This is a genomic window from Streptomyces zaehneri (genome assembly GCF_032248645.1).
Lineage (GTDB): Bacteria > Actinomycetota > Actinomycetes > Streptomycetales > Streptomycetaceae > Streptomyces > Streptomyces coriariae.
The window spans coordinates 1-21820 of record NZ_JASTTJ010000011.1 but is presented as its reverse complement, the minus strand read 5'-3'; the positions used below and the strand labels follow the sequence as shown (position 1 = coordinate 21820).

The following is a 21820-nucleotide window of genomic DNA, read 5'->3' as shown; positions in this document are numbered from 1 at the left end:
CGCCTTTGCCTTTCCGTGACCTTGAAGGTGAGGCGGGACGGCCCTCGCATACGTCTAACAGGTAGGGCTGACCAGGGAGTTCGCTTCCCGGGCGTCTTGCGCCAAACGATCACAATTTACCCACGCGTGGCAGTGCATTGACCGGTATTTGACCTGGTCTTTCAGTGATTGAGTCGTGCTCATATCTTTTTATTCGGACTGCGGAATTTCTCCGGTGAGCTAAATCACGCGCCTTCTTGGACCTGTTGACTTTCCATGAAGATTTGCCAGAACATTCGTGCTCATCAATGGCCGGAACTGTGGGCGCGGGGGCTGTCGCTGTGTGGGGATCGCTGTCATGGAGCGGCAGAGGGTGGCGTGTGAGCACGCGTGCCGAACGCCGCAGACGGGCGCGGATGCGTGCCGGTGTGGTCGGTGTGCTCGCCGTGGCACTGGTGGTGGGCATCTCGCCCGCCGCCGTGGCGCTGCCGCCGGGTGACGACCGCAGTGGCGTCGACCTGGTCGACCTGCCGGACGCGGAGCAGGCCGAGGGCGAGGCCGGCGGTCAGCTCGCCGAACTGACCACGGCCGAGGCCGAGCAGCCCCTCGAGTACGACCCGAGCCAGGTCACCGCGCCGGTCGGCGGCACCGCGACGAAGGACCTCACGGGCCTCGCGCCCGGCGATCTGGTGCCGCTCACCCAGGCCGACGGCACCGCGCTCCCCGTCGAGGTCGGCGCCCCCGAGGACGCCACCGCGACCGAGGCCACGGCCCTGGAGGGCGAGTGGCAGGTCACCCTCGCCGGTCAGGGTGAGCTCGCCACCACCGCCATCGAGGGCGTGGCCCTCACGGTGACCCCGCCGGCCGAGGCGACCGGCGACGCCGTGATCGCCCTGGACTACACCGACTTCTCCGAGCTGTACGGCGCGAACTGGGCGGACCGGCTGTCCTTCGTGCAGTACCCGGCGTGCTTCCTGACCACCCCGGACACCGAGGGCTGCTCGGAGCCGACCGAGGTCTCCACCGACAACGTGGTCGCGCAGACGGGCACCGACGCCGACGGCGGCGCGGTGTTCGAGCGCCGCATCCTGGCGACCGTCGACACCGAGGTCCTCGCGGCGGGCGGTACCAGCGCCTCGACCGCGTCCACGGCCGCCGCGTCCGGCACGGGCACGGTCACCGACGGCGTGTACCGGAAGTCCGGTACGCAGGCAGGCACCCGCCTGGCGACGCTCGCCGCCGCGACCGCCGACGGCTCCGGCTCCTCCGTCCTGCTCGCCACCGACTCCGGCTCCGGCTCCAAGGGCGACTTCGGCGCGACCCCGCTGGTCAGCGCCGGTTCCTGGTCGGCCGGCGGCAACTCGGGCGGCTTCACCTACTCGTACGCCCTGCAGACCCCGAGCGTCCCCGGCGGCCCCTCGCCCTCGGTGTCCTTCGGCTACAACTCGCAGGGCGTGGACGGCCGCACCTCCGCCTCCAACAACCAGCCCTCCTGGGTCGGCGACGGCTGGGAGTACAACGCGGGCTCCATCACCCGCACCTACGCCTCCTGCCGCGACGACCAGACGAACGGCAACAACACCAAGAAGACCAGCGACCTCTGCTTCGGCTCGTACAACGCCACGCTCACGCTCGGCGGCACGACGACCGAGCTGGTCCTGCCCGACGGCGCGAGCAGCCCCTACGGCGACAAGTGGGTCACCGCGAACGACGACGGCTCGCGCGTCGAACTGCTGCGCGACACCGCCCTGGACAACGGCGACGCCGACGGCGAGTACTGGCGCGTCACCACCCGCGACGGCACCCAGTACTACTTCGGCAAGCACAAGCTGGCCGACGACTGGGCGAGCGGCGACCCGGTGACGAACTCGGTCCTCACCGCGCCCGTCGCCGGCAACCAGTCCGGCGAACCCTGCTACAAGTCGGGGGACTTCGCCGGCTCCTTCTGCGACCAGGCCTGGCGCTGGAACCTCGACTACGTCGTCGACACCAACGGCAACGCGATGACGCTGTGGTGGGCCAAGGAGACCAACCACTACGCGAAGAACAACAAGTTCAAGACGCCCGTCTCCTACGACCGCGGCGGCTACCTCAAGCGCATCGAGTACGGCCTGACCAAGGCCGACCCGTACGCGGCCCCGATCTCCAAGGTCACCTTCGACGTCGACGAGCGCTGCTTCAAGGAGGGCGAACTCGCCTGCACGGCGGAGGGCGACGAGAACGACAACTTCGCCTCCGGCGACTTCGCGAAGAACCGCATCTGGTACGACACCCCGGCCGACCTGTACTGCGCCGCCGGCAAGGAGTGCTACGTCCCCGTCCCCACCTTCTGGTCGCGCAAGCGGCTCGCCCAGGTGACGACGTGGACGCAGCGCACCCAGGGCTCGACGGCCCTGTCGAAGGTGGACAGCTGGACGCTCCAGCAGTCGCTGCCCGCCGACCTCACCGACGAGGGCACCGCCCTGTGGCTGGAGTCGATCACCCGCACCGGCTACGACACCGAGGGCGAGTCGCTCACCCTCAACCCGGTGCAGTTCCTCGCCAACAGCCAGCCGATGCCCAACCGGGTCAGGGAGGGCGCGAACGACCCGAACCCGGCCTTCGACCGGCTGCGGATCGCGCGGGTCGTCAGCGAGTACGGCGGCGAGACGGTCGTCACCTACAAGGCGCCGTCGGGCGTGTGCAGGACGGGCAGCGGTTTCCCCGCACCGGACGCGAACACCGGGCTGTGCTACCCGGTGTTCTGGAACGCCGACCCGGACGTCGAGACCACCGACTGGTTCAACAAGTACGTCGTCGAGTCCGTCCAGGAACTCCCGGCCCTCACCGGCGTCGAGGCGATCACGACCACCTACGACTACCTCGGCGACGCGGCCTGGGCCCTGAACCAGGCGGAGTTCAGCAAGAAGAAGACCCGCACCTGGGACCAGTGGCGCGGCTTCGCCCGCGTGCGCACCTACACGGGCGCCGACAGCGACGCCGCTTACGTGTCCACCAAGCGCGGCATGACGGAGACCCGCTTCTTCCGGGGCATGGACGGCGACCCGCTGTCCGGCGGCGGCACCCGCTCGGTCACCGTCAAGGACTCCGAGGGCGCGACCATCGCCACCGACGAGGAGCCGTTCGCCGGCCGCGTCGCGGAGTCGCTCACCTACGCCTCCGCGACCGCCGACACCTGGCTGACCAGGACCGTCGACAAGCCGAAGGCCGTGAAACTGGCCTCCCGCGCCCGCTCCGGCGGCATCCCGGACCTCAAGGCCTGGCGGGTCCTGACCCCCGAGTCCCTCACCTACACCCGCTCCTCCGGCACCGGCGACGACAAGCGGACCGTGCGCGTCCTGCGCACCGTCACCGAGTACGAGGACACCTACGGCCTGCCGACGCAGGTCGCCGCGTACAACGACTGGTCGGCCGACGCCGCGACCGACAACACGGACGACGACACCTGCACGGTGATGTCGTACGTCCACAACACCGCCAAGCACCTCATCGGCCTGGACCGGCAGACCCTCACCACCGCCGGCACCTGCGCGCAGGCGGCCACGGCGACCGCCGCCGACTGGATCGACGGCTCGCGGGTCGCCTACGACGGCCAGGCCTACGACGCCGCTCCCACCAGCGGCAACGCCACCACCACCTGGGCGATCACCGGCGCGGGCGGCGGCTGGGTGAAGGACGGCGAGGTCACGTACGACGACTACGGCCGTACGACGTCCACGAAGAACGCCCTGGCCATCGCGAACAGCGACACCGCGAAGGCGGTCACGACCTACGTCCCGGACAAGGGCCAGGTCTTCCAGATCACCACCACCAACGAGCTGAACCAGAGCGAGACCAGCACGCTGGAGCCCGGCCGCGGGGTCGCCCTGACCGACCAGGACGTCAACGGACGGGTCACCACCTACACGTACGACGCCCTCGGCCGCGCCACCCAGGTGTGGAACCCGTCCCGGGCCACGTCCAAGTCACCGTCGGCGAAGATCAGTTACGACACGACGATCGGCCAGCCGGTCTCGATCACCACCGAGTCGCTCACCGACGACGGCGACTACGGCGTCTCCACCGTCATCTACGACGGCCTCGGCCGCGAACGCCAGAAGCAGGAACCGGCGGTCGGCGGCGGACGCCTGATCACGGACACCCTGTACGGCGCCAACGGCACCATCCGGCAGACCAACAACGCCTACTACGACAAGGACGACCCCTCCACCGTCCTGTTCGAGCTGGAGTCGGACTACCAGGTCCCCAACGCGACCCTGTACGCGTACGACGGCCTGGGCCGCACCCTCACCGAGACCCCGTACCTCAACGGCACCGAGGCCCCGGCGAAGGCGAGCCGCTACGAGTACGGTCTCGACAACTCCACGGTGATCAACCCGACGGGCGCCGCCGCCCAGCGCACCTGGTCCGACGCGATGGGCCGCACGGTCCGCGTCGACACGTACACGGACGCGCTGCGCGCCGCCTACCGGTCGACGACGTACGAGTACGACGAGCGCGGCGACCGCGTGAAGGTGCAGGACTCCGAGGACAACGTCTGGACCTGGAAGTACGACGCCCGGGGCCGGATGACCGAGGCGGTCGACCCGGACACGGGCACGACCACGACCCGGTACGACGTCCTGGACCGGCCGGAACTGGTCACGGACGAGAACGCGGCCGTCTACACGGTCTACGACAAGCTGTCCCGGCCGACCGAGCAGCGCGAGGACTCCGCCACCGGAACCCTCCTGATGAAGACCACGTACGACACGCTGATCGGCGGCGTCGGGCTGGCCACCTCGCAGACCCGCTACACGGACGGACTGGCGTACACCACGGCGGTGAGCGGCTTCACGGCCGACTACCAGCCGACCGGCCAGAAGATCTCCATCCCCGAGTCGGTGGCGCTCTCCTACGGCCTTCAGAAGGAGTACTCCTACAGCTTCGAGTACTCGGAGTCGGGCGTCATGGAGGCGGTCAACCTGCCCTCGGTGGGCACCCTGCCCGCCGAGCGGCTGGTGATCCGCTACAACGAAGACGGCATGCCGGTATCCACCTCGGGTCTCGCCTGGTACACCGCGCAGACCTCCTACTCCCCGTACGGCCAGGTCCTGCGCACGGCCAGCGGCGAGAATCCCAACCGGGTGTGGACCACGAACCTGTACGACGAGGCGACGGGTGAGCTGACCCAGAGCATCGTCGACCGTGAGTCGACCAGCGACACCACGGCCGTCACCGGTCACCGCGTCAACTCCCGCAGCTACGCCTACGACTCGGCCGGCAACGTCACGTCGATCGCGGACACCGCGAACTCGACGACCGACCGCCAGTGCTTCACCTACGACGCGCTGGGCCAGCTGAGCGAGGCGTGGACGGCACCCACGTCCTGCACGGCGACGGGCAAGACGACGGCGGCCGCGAAGTACTCGGACGGCACGACCAACGTCACGGCGGCGAACAGCGGTTACTGGCAGTCGTACACGTACGACGCGATGGGCAACCGGAAGAAGCTCGTCGAGCACGACCCGGGCCTGGACACCACCAAGGACGCCACGACCGACTACACGTACGGCAAGGCGGACGGCACCCAGCCGCACACGCTGACGGGTACGTCGTCCACGTACAAGGCGGACTCGGGCGCACAGGTCACCAAGGCCACGGGCCTCACCTACGACGACGCGGGCAACACGCTCACGCGCACGTACGACGGTTCCGAGCAGGCGCTGACCTGGACCTGGGACGGTCAGGTCGAGAAGGTCACCGGCTTCGGGGAGAACGGCGCGGGCGCGTGGAAGGGCCTCGCGAACAAGTGCCTGGACCTGGCCGGCGGTCTGACCACGGCCGGTACGCCGCTCCAGCTCTACACCTGCAACGGCTCCAAGGCGCAGAAGCTGCGCATCGCCCCGACTTCCTCGGCGGATCCGTCGACGGGCGCGTTGAAGGCGATGGGCAAGTGCGTGGTCCCGAAGGACGGCGGCACGGCCAGCGGCACGCTGGTCGTCATCGCCGACTGCACCGGCGCGGCCGCCCAGCAGTGGACGGCGACGTCCACCGGCACCCTGAAGCACGTCTCCTCGGGCAAGTGCCTGGACGTCCCGAGCTCCAACTCGGCCGACAGCACCGACCTTCAGCTGAACACCTGCGGTACCGCCGCGAACCAGCAGTGGGTGCCGGACAAGGAGACGAAGTACGTCTACGGCGGTGACGGCGAGCGCCTGATGGCGATCTCCGCGACCGAGCGCACCCTGTACCTCGGCGAGTCGACGATCTCCGTCAACGCGGCCGGCGGTCCCGCCTACACCGAGCGCTACTACTCCCAGCCGGGCGCGCCGACCGTGATGCGCCACGCGCAGGGCACCGGCACGGCGGAACTGTCCGTACAGATCGCCGACCAGAACGGCACGGCGTACGCCAACGTGGCGCTGACGTCGGGCAACAAGGTCAAGTTCTCCAAGACCGACCCGTTCGGCGTGGAGCGGTCGGAGCCGGGGACCTGGCGCTCCCACCAGGGCTACCTCGGTGGCGGTGAGGACGCCGGGAGCGGTCTGGTCCACCTGGGTGCGCGGGAGTACGACCCGGACACGGGCCGCTTCCTCTCCCCGGACCCGGTCCTGGACCTGGCCGATCCGGTGCAGATGAACGGCTACGTGTACTGCGAGAGCAACCCGGTCACCTTCAGCGACCCGTCGGGTCTGGCGTCGGAGGGCGGCAGCTCGGAGTACGGAGGCCCCTCGGCGTCGGACGAGGCGTCGGCGAAGAAGACGCTGGGCACCTCCGTGGCGGATGTGATCCTGTCCATCGGCTGGGCGGCTCTGAAGGAGTTCGTGGGCTGGGACAGCGTGGTGGGCTGCTTCTCCCGGGGCGATGTCTGGGCGTGCGGTGAGCTCTTCCTCAACGCCATCCCGTGGACGAAGGCGTACAAGGCCTTCGGCATCGCCAAGGCCGCAGCCCGGATCGCCAAGGCGATCAACGCGCTGATGAAGGCCAAGGAGAAGGCCCGCAAGGTCATCGAGCTCGCTCGCAAGGCCCGCGAGCTGGCCCGCAAGGCGGCCGAAGCCAAGAAGAAGGCGGCCGCGCTGGCGGCGCAGCTGAGGAAGAAGGCCAAGGAAGCGGCTACCCGGCAGGCCAAGAAGGCCGCGCAGAAGACGGGTAACGCGATCCAGAAGGCCCGCAAGACGGCCGCGAAGAAGGTCGAACCGAAGCCGCAGCAGGCCAAGGCGAGAAAGCAGTCGTCCGGGGGAGGCGGAGGCGACAGCGGTGCGTCCGGCGCCAGCTGCCCGATCAACAACAGCTTCCTCCCCGGCACCCGGGTCCTGATGGCCGACGGCACCACCAAGCCGATCGAGGACGTCGAGAACGGCGACAAGGTTTTGGCGACGGACCCGGAGACGGGCGAGACCGTCGCCGAGACGGTCACCGGCGAGATCGTCGGCGAGGGCGTCAAGCACCTGGTCAAGGTGACCGTCGCGACCGGTGACGGTACGACCGCCCAGGTGACGGCCACCGAGGGTCACCCCTTCTGGGTTCCGGAGCTGGGCGACTGGATCGACGCCACGGACCTGCGGACGGGCGAGTGGCTGCGCACCAGCGCCGGCACGTACGTCCAGGTCTCGGCGGTCGAGCGCTGGACGACGCAGCGGGCCAGGGTGCACAACCTCACCGTCGGCGAACTCCACACGTACTACGTACTGGCGGGCCGAACACCGCTCCTCGTTCACAACTGCGGTACCGGTGGCGCCGACGTCGACCACCTCACCGACATGGTGGACGACATGACGGACGTGGCCGGAGCCGGAGCGGGATGGCGCACGATGGGCGCGCTCCACGCCGACGTGCCCGGCAGTGCCCAGGGACTGGACATCGTCGCGGTCGGCGCTCGCGCGGACCTGACGGCGGGGCAGTGGCAGCGGCTCCCGGACCTCGGTGCCGGAACGCTCGCCATCCGGGTTCCGCAGCCGTTGAAGACCGTGCCGAAGGAACACCTCTGGCACGCGGAGACCAAGATGTTCTTCGAGGCGGCCGGAATTCTCCAGATCAAGCCGAGACTTCTGGTGGTGAGCCGGCCGATCTGCCCCGCATGCCAGAACTTCCTCTCACGGGTGGGAGCGAGGGTCACATCGGATACAACGGCCGAATGGCCATAAAGATAGGATGCGGGTCGTGCTCGGAGTGTCTCGCTCCGAGCACAACCCCGTCGTCCCGGAGGTGAGTTCTTCCCATGCCGTCCCTGAATGGTGAGAAAGCGGTGCTGTTCGGCTGTTCCGCGGCTGCTCGCGTGGGTGGGGCCGTTTTCGTCGTCGCTTCCGACGAGGAACGCCTCCAGCAGCTCTACTACCGGGTCGACGCCGGGATCAGCGCCATCTGGCGGGCATTCCGCGGATATGACCTGCGGGAGAGCGTGCTGGCGGACGCGGCATCGGCGAACGAGAAACTCTCGGGTGGGTTTCCGCCCGCGTGGCTGCCACGTGAATTCGTGGCCGATTACTCGCGGCTGGTCAGGAAGCTTTTCGGGGCGCTGCCCGCGGCGCAGAGCGCGGCGACCGGGACGGAGTTCTCCGAAATCGCTCTCCGCGCGGCGGAATGCCTCGCGGAGAATGTTTCCCCGGCCCGGCAGGCCGTCGAGTTCGAGCAGGCCTGCCAGGAAGACGCGGCACGCATTCTCTCCGGTGACGGTCCTGTCGAGGAGAGCGCCGTCAGAGAGATCCGCAAACGCTCCGGTGCGTGGGCGCTGGACTACCAAAGGCTCGTACGCCCGCGATGACGACGGCTGAAGCGAAGGAGACCCGGATGACGCGACGGCGTTCGGCAGCCGCTGCCGTCGTGCTGTGCGCGCTGCTGTCGGCGTGTGACGTGGCGAGCGGTGGCGCCGGCGGTGAGGACGGTCTGCTGAAGCCCACCGCCCAGCCCGGTGCCACCGCGCGGGCCGGCGGCCTCGGCAGTGCGGCGCTGGTCTCGCGTGACACGAACGGCTTCACCGTGTCCACGCCGGACGACCGCCGCAAGGTGCGGGTCACGCAGGGCGCCTGCGCCCCGCTGGCCTACGCCCTGTCGGGCACAGCCGTCGGCAAGCCGGCCACCACGGTCGTACGGAAGGCCACCGGCGAGGAGGCCGAGGTCACCGTCGTCCTCGCCGAATACGCCTCCGACCAGGCCCAGCAGGCGATGGACGCGATCGCCACCGCCCTCGACGAGTGCGCGGCCGGCTTCACGGCCACCGTCGACGGCAAGGAGCACCAGGTCGGCAAGGTCGCTCCGGAACTCGTCCCCGAGGGCGTGGACCAGGCGATGGGCGTGGGCGCGACGGTGACCCGGTCCGGCAAGGCGGCCCCGGCCAAGGCCGTGATCCTCCGCTCAGGCAACGCGATCGCCTATCTCAGCGGCACCCCTTCGATTCCGGCGACGGTCCTGGACGCCCAGTTGGTGAAGCTGCGAGGCTGACCCGCATGCAGCTGCGAGCGACGGTCCGGCGGGGAGCGCGCCTCGGTGTGCTGATCGGCGCGTGGCCCGCGGGCATCACCGGCGGCCTGTGCCTCGTGACGGCGTTCGTCTTCCTGGTCGGCGGCCACGACGGGACCGCGTGGGCGCTGACGTCCGCGGCCGCGTTCGCCGTCCTGGGCAGCATGGCGGTGGGCGTCACCCTGGGCACGGTCACCGGCCTCGCCCTGGCGCTCGCACCGCGGGGCCTCCTCACGCGCGTCCCGCTGCGCGGCCTGCTGGCGGCACTCACCGCGGGGCTGCCGGTGGCGGCCCTCTCCGTCGCCGCCCTGACCGGAGACGGCTACGCCCTCGCGAGCTACCCGCCCTCGATCCACGTCCTCACCTGGTCGGCGATCCTGACGATCGCCCTGGTGGCGGCGGCCCGCAGTGGCGACATAGCCGACTGTGGCGCTGATCACTGAGGGAACGGCGATGAGTTTCGCCGCGTCTCCCGGTCGAAGCTCATGACTGAACCGGCCCCGACACCTTGAGGAAATTCAGATGCGCACCCTGATCAGCACCGCTTTCATCTCGCTCGACGGCGTCGTGGAGGCCCCGGGCGGCGAGCCCGGTTACCGGAACGCCGGATGGACCTTCAAGGACATCGAGTTCCTCCCCGAGGCCTTCGAGATCAAGGGCCGGGAGCAGACCGAGGCCACCGCGATGCTGCTGGGCCGGACCAGCTACGAGGCGTTCAGCCCCGTGTGGCCCGACATGGCGGACTTCGCCGACTACAAGGCGATGCCGAAGTACGTCGTCTCCACCACCCTCACCGAGGACGACCTCGTGTCGAACTGGGGCGAGACGACGATCCTGCGCTCGCTCGACGACGTCGCCGCGCTGAAGGAGACCGAGGGCGGCCCGATCATCGTCCACGGCAGCGCCTCCCTCAACCAGGCCCTCTCGGACGCCGGCCTGATCGACCGCTACCACCTGCTCGTCTTCCCGCTCCTGCTCGGCGCGGGCAAGCGGCTCTTCAGCGCCACGGACAAGGACACCCAGAAGCTGAAGCTCGTCGAGCACGAGGCGTACGCCAACGGCCTTCAGAAGAACGTGTTCGACGTCGTCCGCTGAGGCGCGAGGCCGGTACGTATCCCCGCCAGGAGGTGAGCGAGGGCGGCGGGCGTGGCGGTGAGGGCCGTGTCCGGGGTGTCGCTCTCGCGGAGGTGGAGGGCCGCGGGGGCGGCGGAGGCGGCGAGTTCGACGCACGTGTTCCCTTCGCCGCCGTCGGAGAACGTCGACTTCTGCCAGGACGCGGCGAGTTCGACGCAGGCGTTGCCCTCGGCGCCACCCGAGAATGTGGACTTCTGCCAATGCAGGGCCTGGGTCATGGGGTGCGCCTCACAGTTCCTTCGACAAGCGGTGGACGAAGTCCCGGGACGCTTTGGGGTCCAGCGTCACCTTCTCCACCTTACGGAAAAGCGTTCGAAGCGTGGTGAGCTGGGGTTCGGCGTCGATGAACGCGGTGCCGGTCGCGCCTTCCCTTAGTCCGGTGTCGAGTTGGGGTACCGGACCGCTCATGTACATCATCGAGGCTCCGGCGCCGCCGAAGCCGTCGAGGTCGGTGGGGATGACACGCATGGTGATGTGTTCGTGTTCGATCTGCCCCAGGATCTGCAGGAGTTGAGCGCGGGAGACGTGCCGGTCCGCCACGCGGATGCGTAGAGCGAACTCGTGGATGATCGCCTCGTACGAGGTGGGGTTGTCGTCCGCGATGACAGTGCGTCTCCGCATGCGGTGTTCCACCCGGGGGATCAGCTCGCTCTCGGGCAATTCCGGACGCATGTATCCGAACACCGCGCTGGCGTACTCAGGGGTCTGGAAGAGCCCGGGAACGTATGTGATCGCGACTTCGCGCAGGAAGGTCGCATGGTGCTCCGTCTCGGCCAGGTCCAGGTTCACCGGCGGCAGGACTCCCCGGTACTCCTCCCACCAGCCGCGTGTCCGATCGGATGCCATGGCCATCAGGGCCTCGATCAACGCCTCGTCCGCGCAGGCGTAATGGGCCGCCAGGCGGCGGACACGCTCCGGGCTCACCCCCGCGACGCCGGACTCGATCTGGCTCATCTGGACCGCGTCGGCACCGAGCAGCGCAGCGGCTTCCCGCGCCTTCATGCCCGTCGCTTCGCGGAGTTTGCGCAGTTCAGCGCCCAGTCGCACCCTGCGGGCCGTGAGATGCCTCTTGGGTGGCACGCGGCGCACCTCCTCGTCTCAACTGCCCTGGTGGCATACCTCGTTCGAGGGTCAGGATAGGCCAACCGCTTGCGGCTTCCTAATGTTAGGAAATACCGTCGGTGACGCACCGCACACGCTGCGGAAGTGCACCGCTTCGTCCTGCCATGACGGCTGCGGCAGTGCCACCGCGCGTAAATCCCCTCACGCCACTCGGAGTTGACGCATGTCCGACCCCTGGGAGTACTCCCTCTGCATCCCCGGTGACCCCCGCGCGGTCACCGTGTGCCGCCGCACCCTGCGCCTGATCCTCACCCTGCACGGTCTGATCCACCTCGTGGACACGGCGGAGCTGCTCGCCTCGGAGCTGGTCTCCAACGCCGTACTGCACACCAAGGGCCCGGCCTGCCTGCGCCTGCGCTTCCGGGACGGGGTCCTTCAGATCGGCGCCTGGGACGCGGACCCCGAGCCGCCCGAGCCGCCGGGACGGCTGGAAGGGCTGGCCGAGGCTGAGAGCGGGCGCGGGATGGCCCTCGTTCGGGCCTGTTCCGACCTCTGGCACTGGCAGCCGCTGACCCGGATGGGGCATCGCGGCAAGCTCGTCTGGTGTGAGCTGGCGGTGGCACAAGGCCCAGCCTGTGGTGCAAAGCGGATAATCACGACATACGGTGCGTAACCGTAATGTCTCGCTCTGTAGCGGGACACGCCATCCAGACGGAAAAGGGTATGCAATGCGCAAGCTCCGCAACACCGCTCTCGTGGCCGCCATGATCGGCAGCCTCGGCATGGCCGGCGCCGGATTCGCCTCCGCCGCCGCCTACGGCGCGGACTCCAGGGAGTGCTCCAACCACGTGGAGAACATCTCGTTCGGCCTCATCAACATCCCGAACCTGAACCTCCCGCTGCTCGGTCTCTCGGCGAACCAGGACGCGACGCAGCAGATCTGCAACAACGGGGACGACGCCATCAACGCGAACGTCGCCGAGCGCTAGCGGACGGACTGAGCCGGCTCCGGGATCCGGCGCAACGGATCCAGGAGCCGGCTCGGCTTCGTGACCTGCGCCTGCGGCCCGCGGCTACTCGGCGCGCGGGGGCTTCTTCCCCTCCAGCGCCTCGGGCGGCAGCGTCGGGGTGACCGGGGCCACGGGCCGCAGCTTCAGCCAGGCCAGGAAGAAGATGCCGAGGGCCAGCATGGCCAGGCCGGTCCACAGGTTGATGTTGATCCCCTGGGCCTTGTCGATCTCCGCGTCGCTGTCCGTGATGCCGGCGATCGTCACGATCACGCCGTAGACGACGAACAGGCCGCCGATGATGCGGCGCAGGTCGAAGATGCGGGCCGCGGTCGCGGACTTCTCCTCGAGTTCCGTGACCTCACGCTGGACGTCGGCCTCGGAGTACCCCGCACGCCGCAGCCGCTCGGCGGCCTCGGCGCGCTCGGCGGCCTCGGCCCGTTCGGCGGATTCGGAGGGTTCGGAGGGTTCGAATTGCTCGGACATGGTCTCTCCAGTCTCCCGCGGTATTCGCGACCGGGCTCAGAACGAGAACGGGATGTAGCACAGGGCGGCCAGGATCAGCGCGCTCCAGCCCAGCAGTGCCGGGCGCCGGTACCACGCGTCGTCGCCCGCCGCCGGCGGCTCGGCCATGCCGGGGGAGACGGTGCCGTAGACCAGGCCCTGGAGCTCCTCGTCCCGCTTGGGGGCCGTGAACAGCGACACCGCCACCATCACGACCGCGCCCGCCACGAAGCCCGCGATCGCGGAGACGAAGTTCGCGCCCTGGTCGGTGGGGATGCCGATGATGTCCTGCTTGTAGAGGACGAAGTAGTTGACCATCGCGGCCGTCGTGCCCGCGAGCAGGCCCCAGAAGCCCGACTTCTTCGACGCCCGCTTCCAGAACATGCCGACGATGAAGACGACGAACATCGGCACGTTGAAGAAGCTGAACAGCGTCTGGAGGTAGCTCATGATGTTCGAGAAGGACGAGGCGAGGAACGCCGTGCCCACCGAGGCCGCGACGCCGATCGCCGTGATGAGACGGCCGAAGCGCACGTAGTAGGTGTCCTCCCGGCCCCGCACCACGTACTTCGCCCAGATGTCGGTCGTGAACACCGTGTTGAAGGACGAGACGTTCGCCGCCATGCCCGCCATGAACGCCGCCAGCAGGCCGGTCACCGCGATGCCCAGCACACCGTTGGGCAGCAGCTCCTGCATGAGGTAGGGGATCGCGTCGTTGTACTGGAGGTCGGAGTCGGCCGTGCCGATCTTCGGCACCAGCACCGCCGCCACCAGGCCCGGGATCATCACCAGGAAGACGATGAAGATCTTCGGGAACGCGGCGATGAGCGGGGTGCGCTGGGCCGCCGACAGGTTCTTCGCCGACAGGGCGCGCTGCACCTCGGCGAAGTTCGTCGTCCAGTAGCCGAAGGAGAGGACGAAGCCGAGGCCCAGCACGATCGTCAGCCAGTTCGCGCCGAGCGGGTTGTCGCTGCCGATGCCCGTGCCGCCCCAGGCGGTGACGAAGTCGTCGCCGTGGGCCTCGGTCAGGGAGTCCGTCAGGCCGTCCCAGCCGCCCACCTTCTTCAGGCCGAGCACCGACAGCGGGATGAGCGCCGCCAGGATCACGAAGAACTGGAGGACCTCGTTGTAGATCGCCGAGGAGAGGCCGCCGAGCGTGATGTAGGCCAGCACGAAGGCGCCGGCGACCACGATCGCCACCCACTGCGGCCAGCCCAGCAGCGCCTCGACGACGATCGCGAGGGCGTACAGGTTCACGCCGGAGATCAGGATCGCCGCGAAGGCGAACAGGGCCGAGCTCAGCAGGTGGGCGCCCCGGTCGAAGCGCAGCAGCAGGAACTCGGGGACGGAGCGGACCTTGCTGCCGTAGTAGAACGGCATCATCACGATGCCCAGGAAGACCATCGCCGGGATGGCGCCGATCCAGTACCAGTGCACGGTGTACGCGCCGTACTGCGCGCTGTTCGCGGCCATGCCCAGGATCTCGGTGGCGGCCAGGTTGGCCGAGACGAACGCGAGGCCCGTGATCCAGGCGGGCAGCGAGCGTCCGGAGAGGAAGAAGTCGAGGCTTGTCTTCACCGATCTGCGAGCGGCGAAGCCGATGCCCAGGACCACGACGAAGTAGATGCCGAGGATCGTGTAGTCGAGCCAGTTCGTCGGCAGCCGCAGCTCTGCCGCCAGCTGTGCTGCCGTGTAGGCCGGGTCTGTGGGGGTTCGCATGCCCTGCTCACTTCGTTTGGTGTTCTTTGTTTGGTTGTGGTGGTGACTCGCGTGGGGGTTTATGGTTTTATGTGTTTGGTTCTGTTGGAAGCTTCGCTAGGTGTACGGATCTAGGTCTGCGGGTCTAGAGGTACGGATGGAGAGTCGCGGTGAAGAAGACCTCGACCCGCTTGGCCGACGGTCGTGAGCTGATCTACTACGACCAGCGGGACGACTCGGTGCGCGACGCGGTGGACAGGCGTCCGCTGGACCCCACGGTCACCACTTCGGAGGTACGGCGGGACCCCCTGCTCGGCGATTCCATCGCCGTGGCCTCGCACCGGCAGGGGCGCATCTACCACCCGCCGGCCGACGAGTGCCCGCTCTGCCCCTCCCAGGGCGACCGGCTCAGCGAGATCCCGGACTCGTCGTACGACGCCGTGGTCTTCGAGAACCGCTTCCCCTCGCTGGCTGGCGACTCGGGGCGCTGCGAGGTGGTCTGCTTCACCTCCGACCACAACGCGTCCTTCGCCGACCTCACCGAGGAGCAGGCACGACTGGTCCTCGACGCGTGGACGGACCGGACGTCCGAGCTGTCGCATCTGCCCTCCGTGGAACAGGTGTTCTGCTTCGAGAACCGTGGCGCCGAGATCGGTGTGACCCTGGGTCACCCGCACGGGCAGATCTACGCCTACCCGTTCACCACTCCGCGCACCGCCCTGATGCTGCGTTCGGTCGCGGCGCACAAGGAGGCGACCGGCGGGGAGAACCTCTTCGACGCCGTCCTGGCGCGTGAACTCGCCGACGAGCGGGTCGTCCTGGAGGGTGAACACTGGGTCGCGTTCGTGCCGTACGCGGCGCACTGGCCCTACGAGGTGCACCTCTACCCGAAGCGCCGGGTGCCGGACCTGCTCGCCCTCGACGAGGAGGCGCGCACAGAGTTCCCCCAGGTCTATCTGGAACTCTTGAGGCGCTTCGACCGGATCTTCGGCGAAGGTGAACCGCCCACGCCGTACATCTCCGCCTGGCACCAGGCGCCGTTCGGCGCGCTGGAGGAGTTCGAGGGTGTCAACCGGGACGACTTCGCGCTCCATCTCGAGCTTTTCACCATTCGCCGCACTTCCGGCAAGCTGAAGTTCCTCGCGGGCTCCGAATCGGGCATGAACGTCTTCATCAACGACGTGCCGCCGGAGTCAGCGGCCCAGCGACTGCGAGAGGTAGCGAGTTCATGAGCGGCACCACCGGCACGGGCGGCAAGTATCTGGTCACGGGTGGCGCGGGCTACGTCGGCGGCGTGGTCGCGCGGCATCTGCTGGAGGCCGGCCACGAGGTCGTCGTTCTCGACAACCTCTCCACCGGTTTCCGCGAGGGTGTCCCGGCGGGTGCCTCGTTCATCGAGGGCGACATCCGCGACGCCGCCAAGTGGCTCGACGACTCCTTCGACGCAGTCCTCCACTTCGCCGCGTTCTCGCAGGTCGGCGAGTCCGTCGTCAAGCCCGAGAAGTACTGGGACAACAACGTCGGCGGCACCATGGCGCTGCTCGGCGCCATGCGCGAGGCCGGCGTGCGCAAGCTGGTCTTCTCGTCCACGGCGGCGACGTACGGCGAGCCGCAGCAGGTCCCGATCGTGGAGAGCGCGCCGACGCAGCCCACGAACCCCTACGGCGCCTCCAAGCTCGCCGTCGACCACATGATCAGCGGCGAGGCCGCCGCCCACGGGCTCGGCGCCGTCTCCCTGCGGTACTTCAACGTGGCCGGCGCGTACGGCGCGCAGGGCGAACGCCACGACCCCGAGTCGCACCTCATCCCGCTCGTCCTGCAGGTCGCGCAGGGCCGCCGGGAGGCCATCTCCGTCTTCGGCGACGACTACCCGACCCCCGACGGCACCTGCGTCCGCGACTACATCCACGTCGCCGACCTCGCCGAGGCCCACCTCCTCGCCGTCGCCGCCGCCAAGCCCGGCGAGCACCTCATCTGCAACCTCGGCAACGGCAACGGCTTCTCCGTGCGGGAGGTCATCGAGACGGTCCGCGAGGTCACCGGCCACCCGATCCCCGAGGTCGTGGCCCCTCGTCGCGGCGGCGACCCGGCCGTCCTGGTCGCCTCGGCTGCCACCGCCCGTGAGCGGCTGGGCTGGAACCCGTCCCGCGCGGATCTCGCGGGTATCGTCGCGGACGCGTGGGAGTTCGCGCAGCACATCGCAAGCAGCGCAAGGGAGTCGTAGTGGGGGCACAGGAAGTTCGCGAGGGTTTCGTCCGGCTGTACGGGGCCGAGCCCGAGGGCGTCTGGGCGGCGCCCGGCCGCGTCAACCTCATCGGTGAGCACACCGACTACAACGACGGCTTCGTGATGCCCTTCGCGTTGCCGCACATCGCGGTCGCGGCGGTCGCCCGGCGCACCGACGGCGTGCTGCGGCTGCACTCGGCCGACCTCGACAGCGGAGTCGCCGAGCTGCGGCTCGACGACCTGGAGCCCGAGTCCGACGGCAACTGGACGGCGTACCCGGCCGGAGTCGTCTGGGCGCTGCGCGAGGCCGGCCACCAGGTGGGCGGCGCCGACATCCACCTGGCCTCGACGGTCCCGTCGGGCGCGGGCCTGTCGTCGTCCGCGGCGCTGGAGGTCGTCGTGGCCCTGGCGCTCAACGACCTCTACGACCTCGGGCTCCAGGGCTGGCAGCTCGCCCGCCTGTGCCAGCGCGCCGAGAACGTCTACGTCGGCGCGCCCACCGGCATCATGGACCAGACGGCGTCCGCGTGCTGCGAGGCCGGCCACGCGCTGTTCCTCGACACCCGCGACCTCTCGCAGAAGCAGATCCCCCTCGACCTGGCCGCCGAGGGCCTGCGCCTGCTGGTCGTCGACACCCAGGTCACGCACGCCCACAGTGGTGGCGAGTACGGCAAGCGGCGGGCCGGCTGCGAGAAGGGCGCCGCCCTCCTCGGCGTCGACGCGCTGCGCGACATCGCGTACGCCGACCTCGACGCGGCCCTCGCCCGGCTCGGTGACGAGGAGGAGGTCCGACGCCTGGTCCGCCATGTGGTGACGGAGGACCAGCGCGTGGAACAGGTCGTCGCCCTCCTGGAGTCCGGCGGTGACAGCCGTGCCGTCGGCCCGATCCTGACGGCGGGTCACGCCTCCCTCCGGGACGACTTCCGGGTCTCCTGCCCCGAGCTGGACCTCGTCGTCGACACCGCTCTCGCCCACGGGGCGCTCGGTGCGCGGATGACCGGCGGGGGTTTCGGCGGCTCGGCGATCGTGCTGGCCGAGGCCACCGACGTCGAGACGCTCACCAAGGCCGTCGAAGAGGCGTTCGCCGCCGCGGGGTACAAGGCTCCGCGGGTGTTCGAGGCGGTTCCGGCGGCGGGGGCGCGTCGGCTGAGCTGATTGCCTCCCGGCGGGGCGGTGGGGTGTGCGAGTGGATCTCGCCCCCGCCGCCCCTTCCCTTTTCCCGTCCCTGGGGCTTACCCCAGTCTCTTCGTCAGGGTGAACTCCGTCAGGCCCGGGGGGTAGTCCTCGATCACGCAGACCACCTCGTAGCCTCGGCGCCGGTAGAACTCCGGGGCCTGGAAGTCCCAGGTCTCCAGGCGTACGCGGTCGCAGCCGCGCTGCTCGCGGGCGATGCGCTCCGCCTCCGCGAGGAGGGCGCTGCCCAGGCCCGTGCCCCGGTGCCGGGCGTCCACCCAGAGGTAGGTGACGTGCAGCCAGGTCGTCCAGGTGTGCCCCACCAGACCGCCGGCCAGCCCGCCGCCCGGCTCCGAGGCCCAGACGTGCAGCGCCGATTCGCGTTCCGCGGGGGTGCCGCGCAGTGCGCGCAGGACCGGGGAGGCCTCGGTGTTGGTGGCGAGAAGCCGCGAACGGAGAAGATCGCGGCGAGTCCTGTCGACTTCTGTCTCAAGACGAAACATGCGGCACACCATAAACGCGGTGGCCGAACCAATCCTGCAATTTGCCTTCCGCTCTACGCCCGCGGCCCTACCCTGTGAACAGTGCCGGTGGGGGCCGGTGCTGATCAGGGGGCGAGACAGTCGGGTACGGCGCCCGCGGTGGGGGTAGCAGTCTCTGCACGGCGGCGGCCGTTGCGGTGGTGGCCCCTTCTCCGGGCGTCGTGTCCGCGCGGTCGTCGTTCTCCGTCTCCGGACCTTGGGGTATCCCCTGCTCTGTCAAGGAGCTTGGGGGAGGGGGTTTCGTGGTTCGCATTCGTGTACTGGTCGTCGACGACCACCGTATCTTCGCCGAGTCACTCGCCGCGGCACTGGCCGCCGAGCCCGACGTCGACGTGTCCGCGGCCGGCAGCGGCCCGGCGGCACTGCGCAGTCTGGAGCGCGCGGCCGCCGAGGGGCGCCGGTACGACGTGCTGCTCGTCGACGCCGACCTGGGCGCCGCGCTGCCGGGCATACGGCCCGCCGTGCCCGTGCGGGAGGTGGGGGAGGACGGGCTCGTCGACGGGATATCGCTGGTCGTGGGGGTCCGTGCCGCGCACCCCCACGTCCGCATCGTCGTCCTCGCAGAGAAGGACGAGCCGCGCCGTGCGGCCCTCGCCCTGCAGGCCGGGGCGTCCGGCTGGGTGGCGAAGGACTGCTCGCTGTCCCGTCTGCTCACCGTCATCAGAGGCGTGCTGCGTGAGGAGACCCACCTCCCGCCCGCCCTGCTCACCGGCGTCCTGCGGGAGTTGACGGCCGCCCGCAAGCACCGCACCGAGAGCGAACGGCTGGTCGAGTCGCTCACTCCGAGGGAGCGGGAAGTGCTGCGCTGCATGGTCGCGGGACTGGGCCGGAAGGCGGTCGCCGACCGGCTGTTCCTCTCCCCGCACACCGTCCGCACCCATATGCAGAACGTCCTCGGCAAGCTGGGCGTGCACTCCACCCTCGCCGCGGTCGCCCTCGCCCGCCGGGCGGGTGTCGGACCCGTCGACCTAGCCGGGGATGTTGTCGAACGGGGCGGTCAGCTGGCGTAGCAGGCCCGCCAGTTCGCCGCGCTGGGCGCTCGAGAGCTCGGCCAGGATCGCCCGTTCCTGGTCGAGCAGTCCGGCGAGGGCCTGGTCGGCGCGGTCCTTGCCGTCGTCCGTGAGGCGGACCAGCACACCCCGGCGGTCGCTCGGGTCCGGCAGCCGCTCCACCAGGCCCTTCTTCGCGAGCCGGTCGATGCGGTTCGTCATCGTGCCCGAGGTCACCAGCGTCTGCGTCAGCAACTGGCCCGGCGAGAGCTGGTAGGGCGCCCCCGCGCGCCGGAGCGCCGTCAGGACGTCGAACTCCCAGGGCTCCAGCTGGTGCTCGGAGAACGCCAGACGGCGTGCGCGGTCCAGGTGCCGGGCCAGTCTGCTCACCCGGCTGAGTACTTCCAGCGGCTCCACGTCGAGGTCCGGGCGCTCCCGGCGCCACGCTGCGACCAGCCGATCGACCTCGTCCTCCATGACGATCAGTGTAGTGGTTGTGTCGATGTGAAGTCTCTTGATATCAAGTCTCTTGACATCGAGATAAAGGGGCGGGGAAAGTACCCAGGCATGACGACCAACCCCAGCTGGGACCCCGCCCAGTACCTGCGTCACGCCGGCCACCGCGCCCGCCCCTTCGGCGACCTCCTCGCCCGCGTCCCCGGCCTGCCCGGCGACCCGCCGCGGATCGCCGACCTCGGCTGCGGCCCCGGCGCCCTCACCGCCGTCCTCGCCGACCGCTGGCCCACCGCCCGCGTCACCGGCTACGACAACTCGCCGCAGATGCTCGCCGACGCGGCGGCGCACGCGGGCGCGCGCCTCGACTTCGCCCACGCCGACCTCGCCACCTGGGCGCCGGACGAGACGTACGACCTGCTCGTCTCCAACGCCGCCCTCCAGTGGGTGCCCGGCCACCTCGACGCCTTCGCCGGCTGGCTGGACGGCCTCGCCCCCGGCGGCACCTTCGCCTTCCAGGTCCCCCACAACATCGACGCGCCCCTGCACGCCCTCATGCGCGAACTCGGCAACAGCGTCCGCTGGAAGGGCCGCCTCGGCCGTGTCCTGCGGCACGAGGACTCCGTCCACGCCCCCGGCGTCTACCTCGACCGGCTGGCCCGCCTCGGCTGCGCCACCGACGTCTGGACGACGACCTACCTCCATGTGCTCCAGGGCGACGACCCGGTCCTCGACTGGGTCAAGGGCACCGGCCTGCGCCCCGCCCTCGACGCCCTCGCCGACGACCCCGAGGCCCGCGACGCCTTCGTCACCGACTACCGCGACCTGCTCCGCGAGGCCTACCCGAGCGCGGAGTACGGCACCGTCCTGCCGTTTCGCCGCCTGTTCGCGGTGGCCGTGAAGGGGGCCTGACGTGCTGGCCGCCGTCGACCATGTGCAGCTCGCCGCCCCGCCCGGCTCCGAAGACCTGCTGCGCCGCTTCTACCTCGGCACCCTAGGGATGACCGAGGTCCCCAAGCCGCCGGTGCTCGCGGCGAAGGGAGGGTGCTGGTTCCGGGCGGGAGCCGTGCACCTGCACCTGGGGATCGAGCCGGGCTTCGAACCGTCCGCGAAGGCCCACCCCGGGCTGCGGGTCACCGGCATCGAGGCGTACGCCGCCCGGCTGGAGGCCCACGGCACACCGGTCACCTGGGACGCGGACCTGCCGGGACACCGCCGCTTCTACGCCCTGGACCCCGTCGGCAACCGGCTGGAGTTCCTGGAGCCGGTCAGCGAGGTTTGAGGGGCGCCGGACGGGTCACTCGCGGTACTGAGACCACACGCAGACCTGACTGGGAGTGATGGACAGTGGCAGGCGAGCAGAAGTCCAAGGCGAAGATGGAACAGGCCAAGGGCAAGGCGAAGGAAACGATCGGCCGCACCGTGGGCAACGAGCGGATGGAGGCCGAGGGCCGCGCCGAGCAGGCGAAGGGCGACGCCCGTCAGGCCAAGGAGAAGGGCAAGGACGTCTTCAAGCACTGACGACGTCGTGAGCCACTGACGCGCCGCGGGCGCCGAAGGGCACATACATGCGGGCGGGGCCCCGACCACGAAGGTCGGGGCCCCCCCCGCATGT

At 69.7% G+C, this 21820-nt stretch carries 20 protein-coding genes; 14 read left to right on the top strand and 6 right to left on the bottom strand.

Going from position 1 to position 21820, the window contains the following annotated elements; all coding sequences use genetic code 11:
* Nucleotides 1-395: 395 nt before the first annotated feature.
* The 5 genes from QQM72_RS19585 (at nt 396) to QQM72_RS19565 (ending at nt 10512) form a co-directional block, all read left to right on the top strand.
* Complete coding sequence (locus tag QQM72_RS19585; protein ID WP_449657434.1) at nt 396-8105, top strand: ricin-type beta-trefoil lectin domain protein; 7710 nt, start codon at nt 396-398, stop codon at nt 8103-8105.
* Between the two features lie 74 nt (nt 8106-8179).
* Nucleotides 8180-8722: a hypothetical protein gene (locus tag QQM72_RS19580; protein WP_314222157.1), complete on the top strand. Its 543-nt coding sequence runs from the start codon at nt 8180-8182 to the stop codon at nt 8720-8722.
* A 26-nt stretch (nt 8723-8748) separates the two neighbouring features.
* A complete protein-coding gene (locus QQM72_RS19575) occupies nt 8749-9399 on the top strand; it encodes a hypothetical protein (protein ID WP_314222156.1) in 651 nt (216 codons plus the stop codon).
* Nucleotides 9400-9404: 5 nt separating this feature from the next.
* Entirely contained in the window at nt 9405-9860 is a 456-nt protein-coding gene (locus QQM72_RS19570) for a hypothetical protein (protein WP_314222155.1), read from the top strand.
* A gap of 79 nt (nt 9861-9939) precedes the next feature.
* Nucleotides 9940-10512 (top strand): dihydrofolate reductase family protein, encoded by a 573-nt coding sequence (locus QQM72_RS19565; RefSeq protein WP_314222154.1) that lies wholly within the window; start codon nt 9940-9942, stop codon nt 10510-10512.
* Here the strand turns inward: QQM72_RS19565 and QQM72_RS19560 are convergent.
* Both QQM72_RS19560 and QQM72_RS19555 read right to left on the bottom strand, forming a co-directional pair.
* Nucleotides 10482-10769, bottom strand: coding sequence for a DUF397 domain-containing protein (locus QQM72_RS19560; protein WP_314222153.1), 288 nt, complete (start codon nt 10767-10769; stop codon nt 10482-10484). The two genes, QQM72_RS19565 and QQM72_RS19560, sit on opposite strands and share 31 nt — an antisense overlap.
* A 10-nt stretch (nt 10770-10779) precedes the next feature.
* Nucleotides 10780-11631 carry a helix-turn-helix domain-containing protein gene (locus QQM72_RS19555; protein ID WP_314222152.1) on the bottom strand — a complete coding sequence of 284 codons (852 nt, stop codon included), beginning with the start codon at nt 11629-11631 and terminating at the stop codon, nt 10780-10782.
* A 205-nt stretch (nt 11632-11836) separates the two neighbouring features.
* On the opposite strand from QQM72_RS19555, the gene QQM72_RS19550 reads away from it, so the two are divergent.
* Nucleotides 11837-12286 (top strand): ATP-binding protein, encoded by a 450-nt coding sequence (locus tag QQM72_RS19550; protein WP_314222151.1) that lies wholly within the window; start codon nt 11837-11839, stop codon nt 12284-12286.
* A gap of 55 nt (nt 12287-12341) precedes the next feature.
* Nucleotides 12342-12602, top strand: coding sequence for a hypothetical protein (locus tag QQM72_RS19545; protein WP_314222150.1), 261 nt, complete (start codon nt 12342-12344; stop codon nt 12600-12602).
* Between the two features lie 84 nt (nt 12603-12686).
* Here QQM72_RS19545 and QQM72_RS19540 read toward each other — a convergent pair whose 3' ends face one another.
* Both QQM72_RS19540 and QQM72_RS19535 read right to left on the bottom strand, forming a co-directional pair.
* Nucleotides 12687-13106, bottom strand: a complete 420-nt coding sequence (locus QQM72_RS19540; protein ID WP_314222149.1) for a hypothetical protein — start codon at nt 13104-13106, stop codon at nt 12687-12689.
* A 36-nt stretch (nt 13107-13142) separates the two neighbouring features.
* Nucleotides 13143-14843, bottom strand: coding sequence for a sodium:solute symporter family protein (locus QQM72_RS19535; protein ID WP_314222148.1), 1701 nt, complete (start codon nt 14841-14843; stop codon nt 13143-13145).
* Nucleotides 14844-14992: 149 nt separating this feature from the next.
* On the opposite strand from QQM72_RS19535, the gene galT reads away from it, so the two are divergent.
* The 3 genes from galT to galK are packed head-to-tail and all read left to right on the top strand — an operon-like array spanning nt 14993 to nt 18203.
* The gene (gene galT / locus QQM72_RS19530; protein ID WP_314222147.1) at nt 14993-16054 is read left to right on the top strand and encodes a galactose-1-phosphate uridylyltransferase; all 1062 of its coding nucleotides are present in this window, start codon (nt 14993-14995) and stop codon (nt 16052-16054) included.
* The gene (gene galE, locus QQM72_RS19525; protein WP_314222146.1) at nt 16051-17046 is read left to right on the top strand and encodes a UDP-glucose 4-epimerase GalE; all 996 of its coding nucleotides are present in this window, start codon (nt 16051-16053) and stop codon (nt 17044-17046) included. The genes galT and galE overlap by 4 nt, the downstream gene beginning before the upstream one ends.
* Nucleotides 17046-18203: a galactokinase gene (gene galK, locus QQM72_RS19520; protein WP_314222145.1), complete on the top strand. Its 1158-nt coding sequence runs from the start codon at nt 17046-17048 to the stop codon at nt 18201-18203. Before galE ends, galK begins: the two co-directional genes overlap by 1 nt.
* A gap of 77 nt (nt 18204-18280) precedes the next feature.
* Here galK and QQM72_RS19515 read toward each other — a convergent pair whose 3' ends face one another.
* Complete coding sequence (locus tag QQM72_RS19515) at nt 18281-18736, bottom strand: GNAT family N-acetyltransferase (protein WP_314222144.1); 456 nt, start codon at nt 18734-18736, stop codon at nt 18281-18283.
* A gap of 269 nt (nt 18737-19005) precedes the next feature.
* Between QQM72_RS19515 and QQM72_RS19510 the strand changes: the two genes are divergently transcribed.
* Nucleotides 19006-19773 carry a response regulator transcription factor gene (locus QQM72_RS19510; protein WP_314222143.1) on the top strand — a complete coding sequence of 256 codons (768 nt, stop codon included), beginning with the start codon at nt 19006-19008 and terminating at the stop codon, nt 19771-19773.
* Here QQM72_RS19510 and QQM72_RS19505 read toward each other — a convergent pair.
* Nucleotides 19732-20229, bottom strand: coding sequence for a MarR family winged helix-turn-helix transcriptional regulator (locus QQM72_RS19505; protein ID WP_314222142.1), 498 nt, complete (start codon nt 20227-20229; stop codon nt 19732-19734). The two genes, QQM72_RS19510 and QQM72_RS19505, sit on opposite strands and share 42 nt — an antisense overlap.
* A gap of 90 nt (nt 20230-20319) precedes the next feature.
* Here QQM72_RS19505 and QQM72_RS19500 point away from each other — a divergent pair, with 90 nt between their 5' ends.
* The 3 genes from QQM72_RS19500 (at nt 20320) to QQM72_RS19490 (ending at nt 21726) form a co-directional block, all read left to right on the top strand.
* Complete coding sequence (locus QQM72_RS19500) at nt 20320-21117, top strand: trans-aconitate 2-methyltransferase (RefSeq protein ID WP_314222141.1); 798 nt, start codon at nt 20320-20322, stop codon at nt 21115-21117.
* Between the two features lies 1 nt (nt 21118).
* Nucleotides 21119-21487, top strand: coding sequence for a VOC family protein (locus QQM72_RS19495; RefSeq protein ID WP_314222140.1), 369 nt, complete (start codon nt 21119-21121; stop codon nt 21485-21487).
* Between the two features lie 65 nt (nt 21488-21552).
* A complete protein-coding gene (locus QQM72_RS19490) occupies nt 21553-21726 on the top strand; it encodes a CsbD family protein (RefSeq protein ID WP_082413041.1) in 174 nt (57 codons plus the stop codon).
* Nucleotides 21727-21820: the final 94 nt, after the last annotated feature.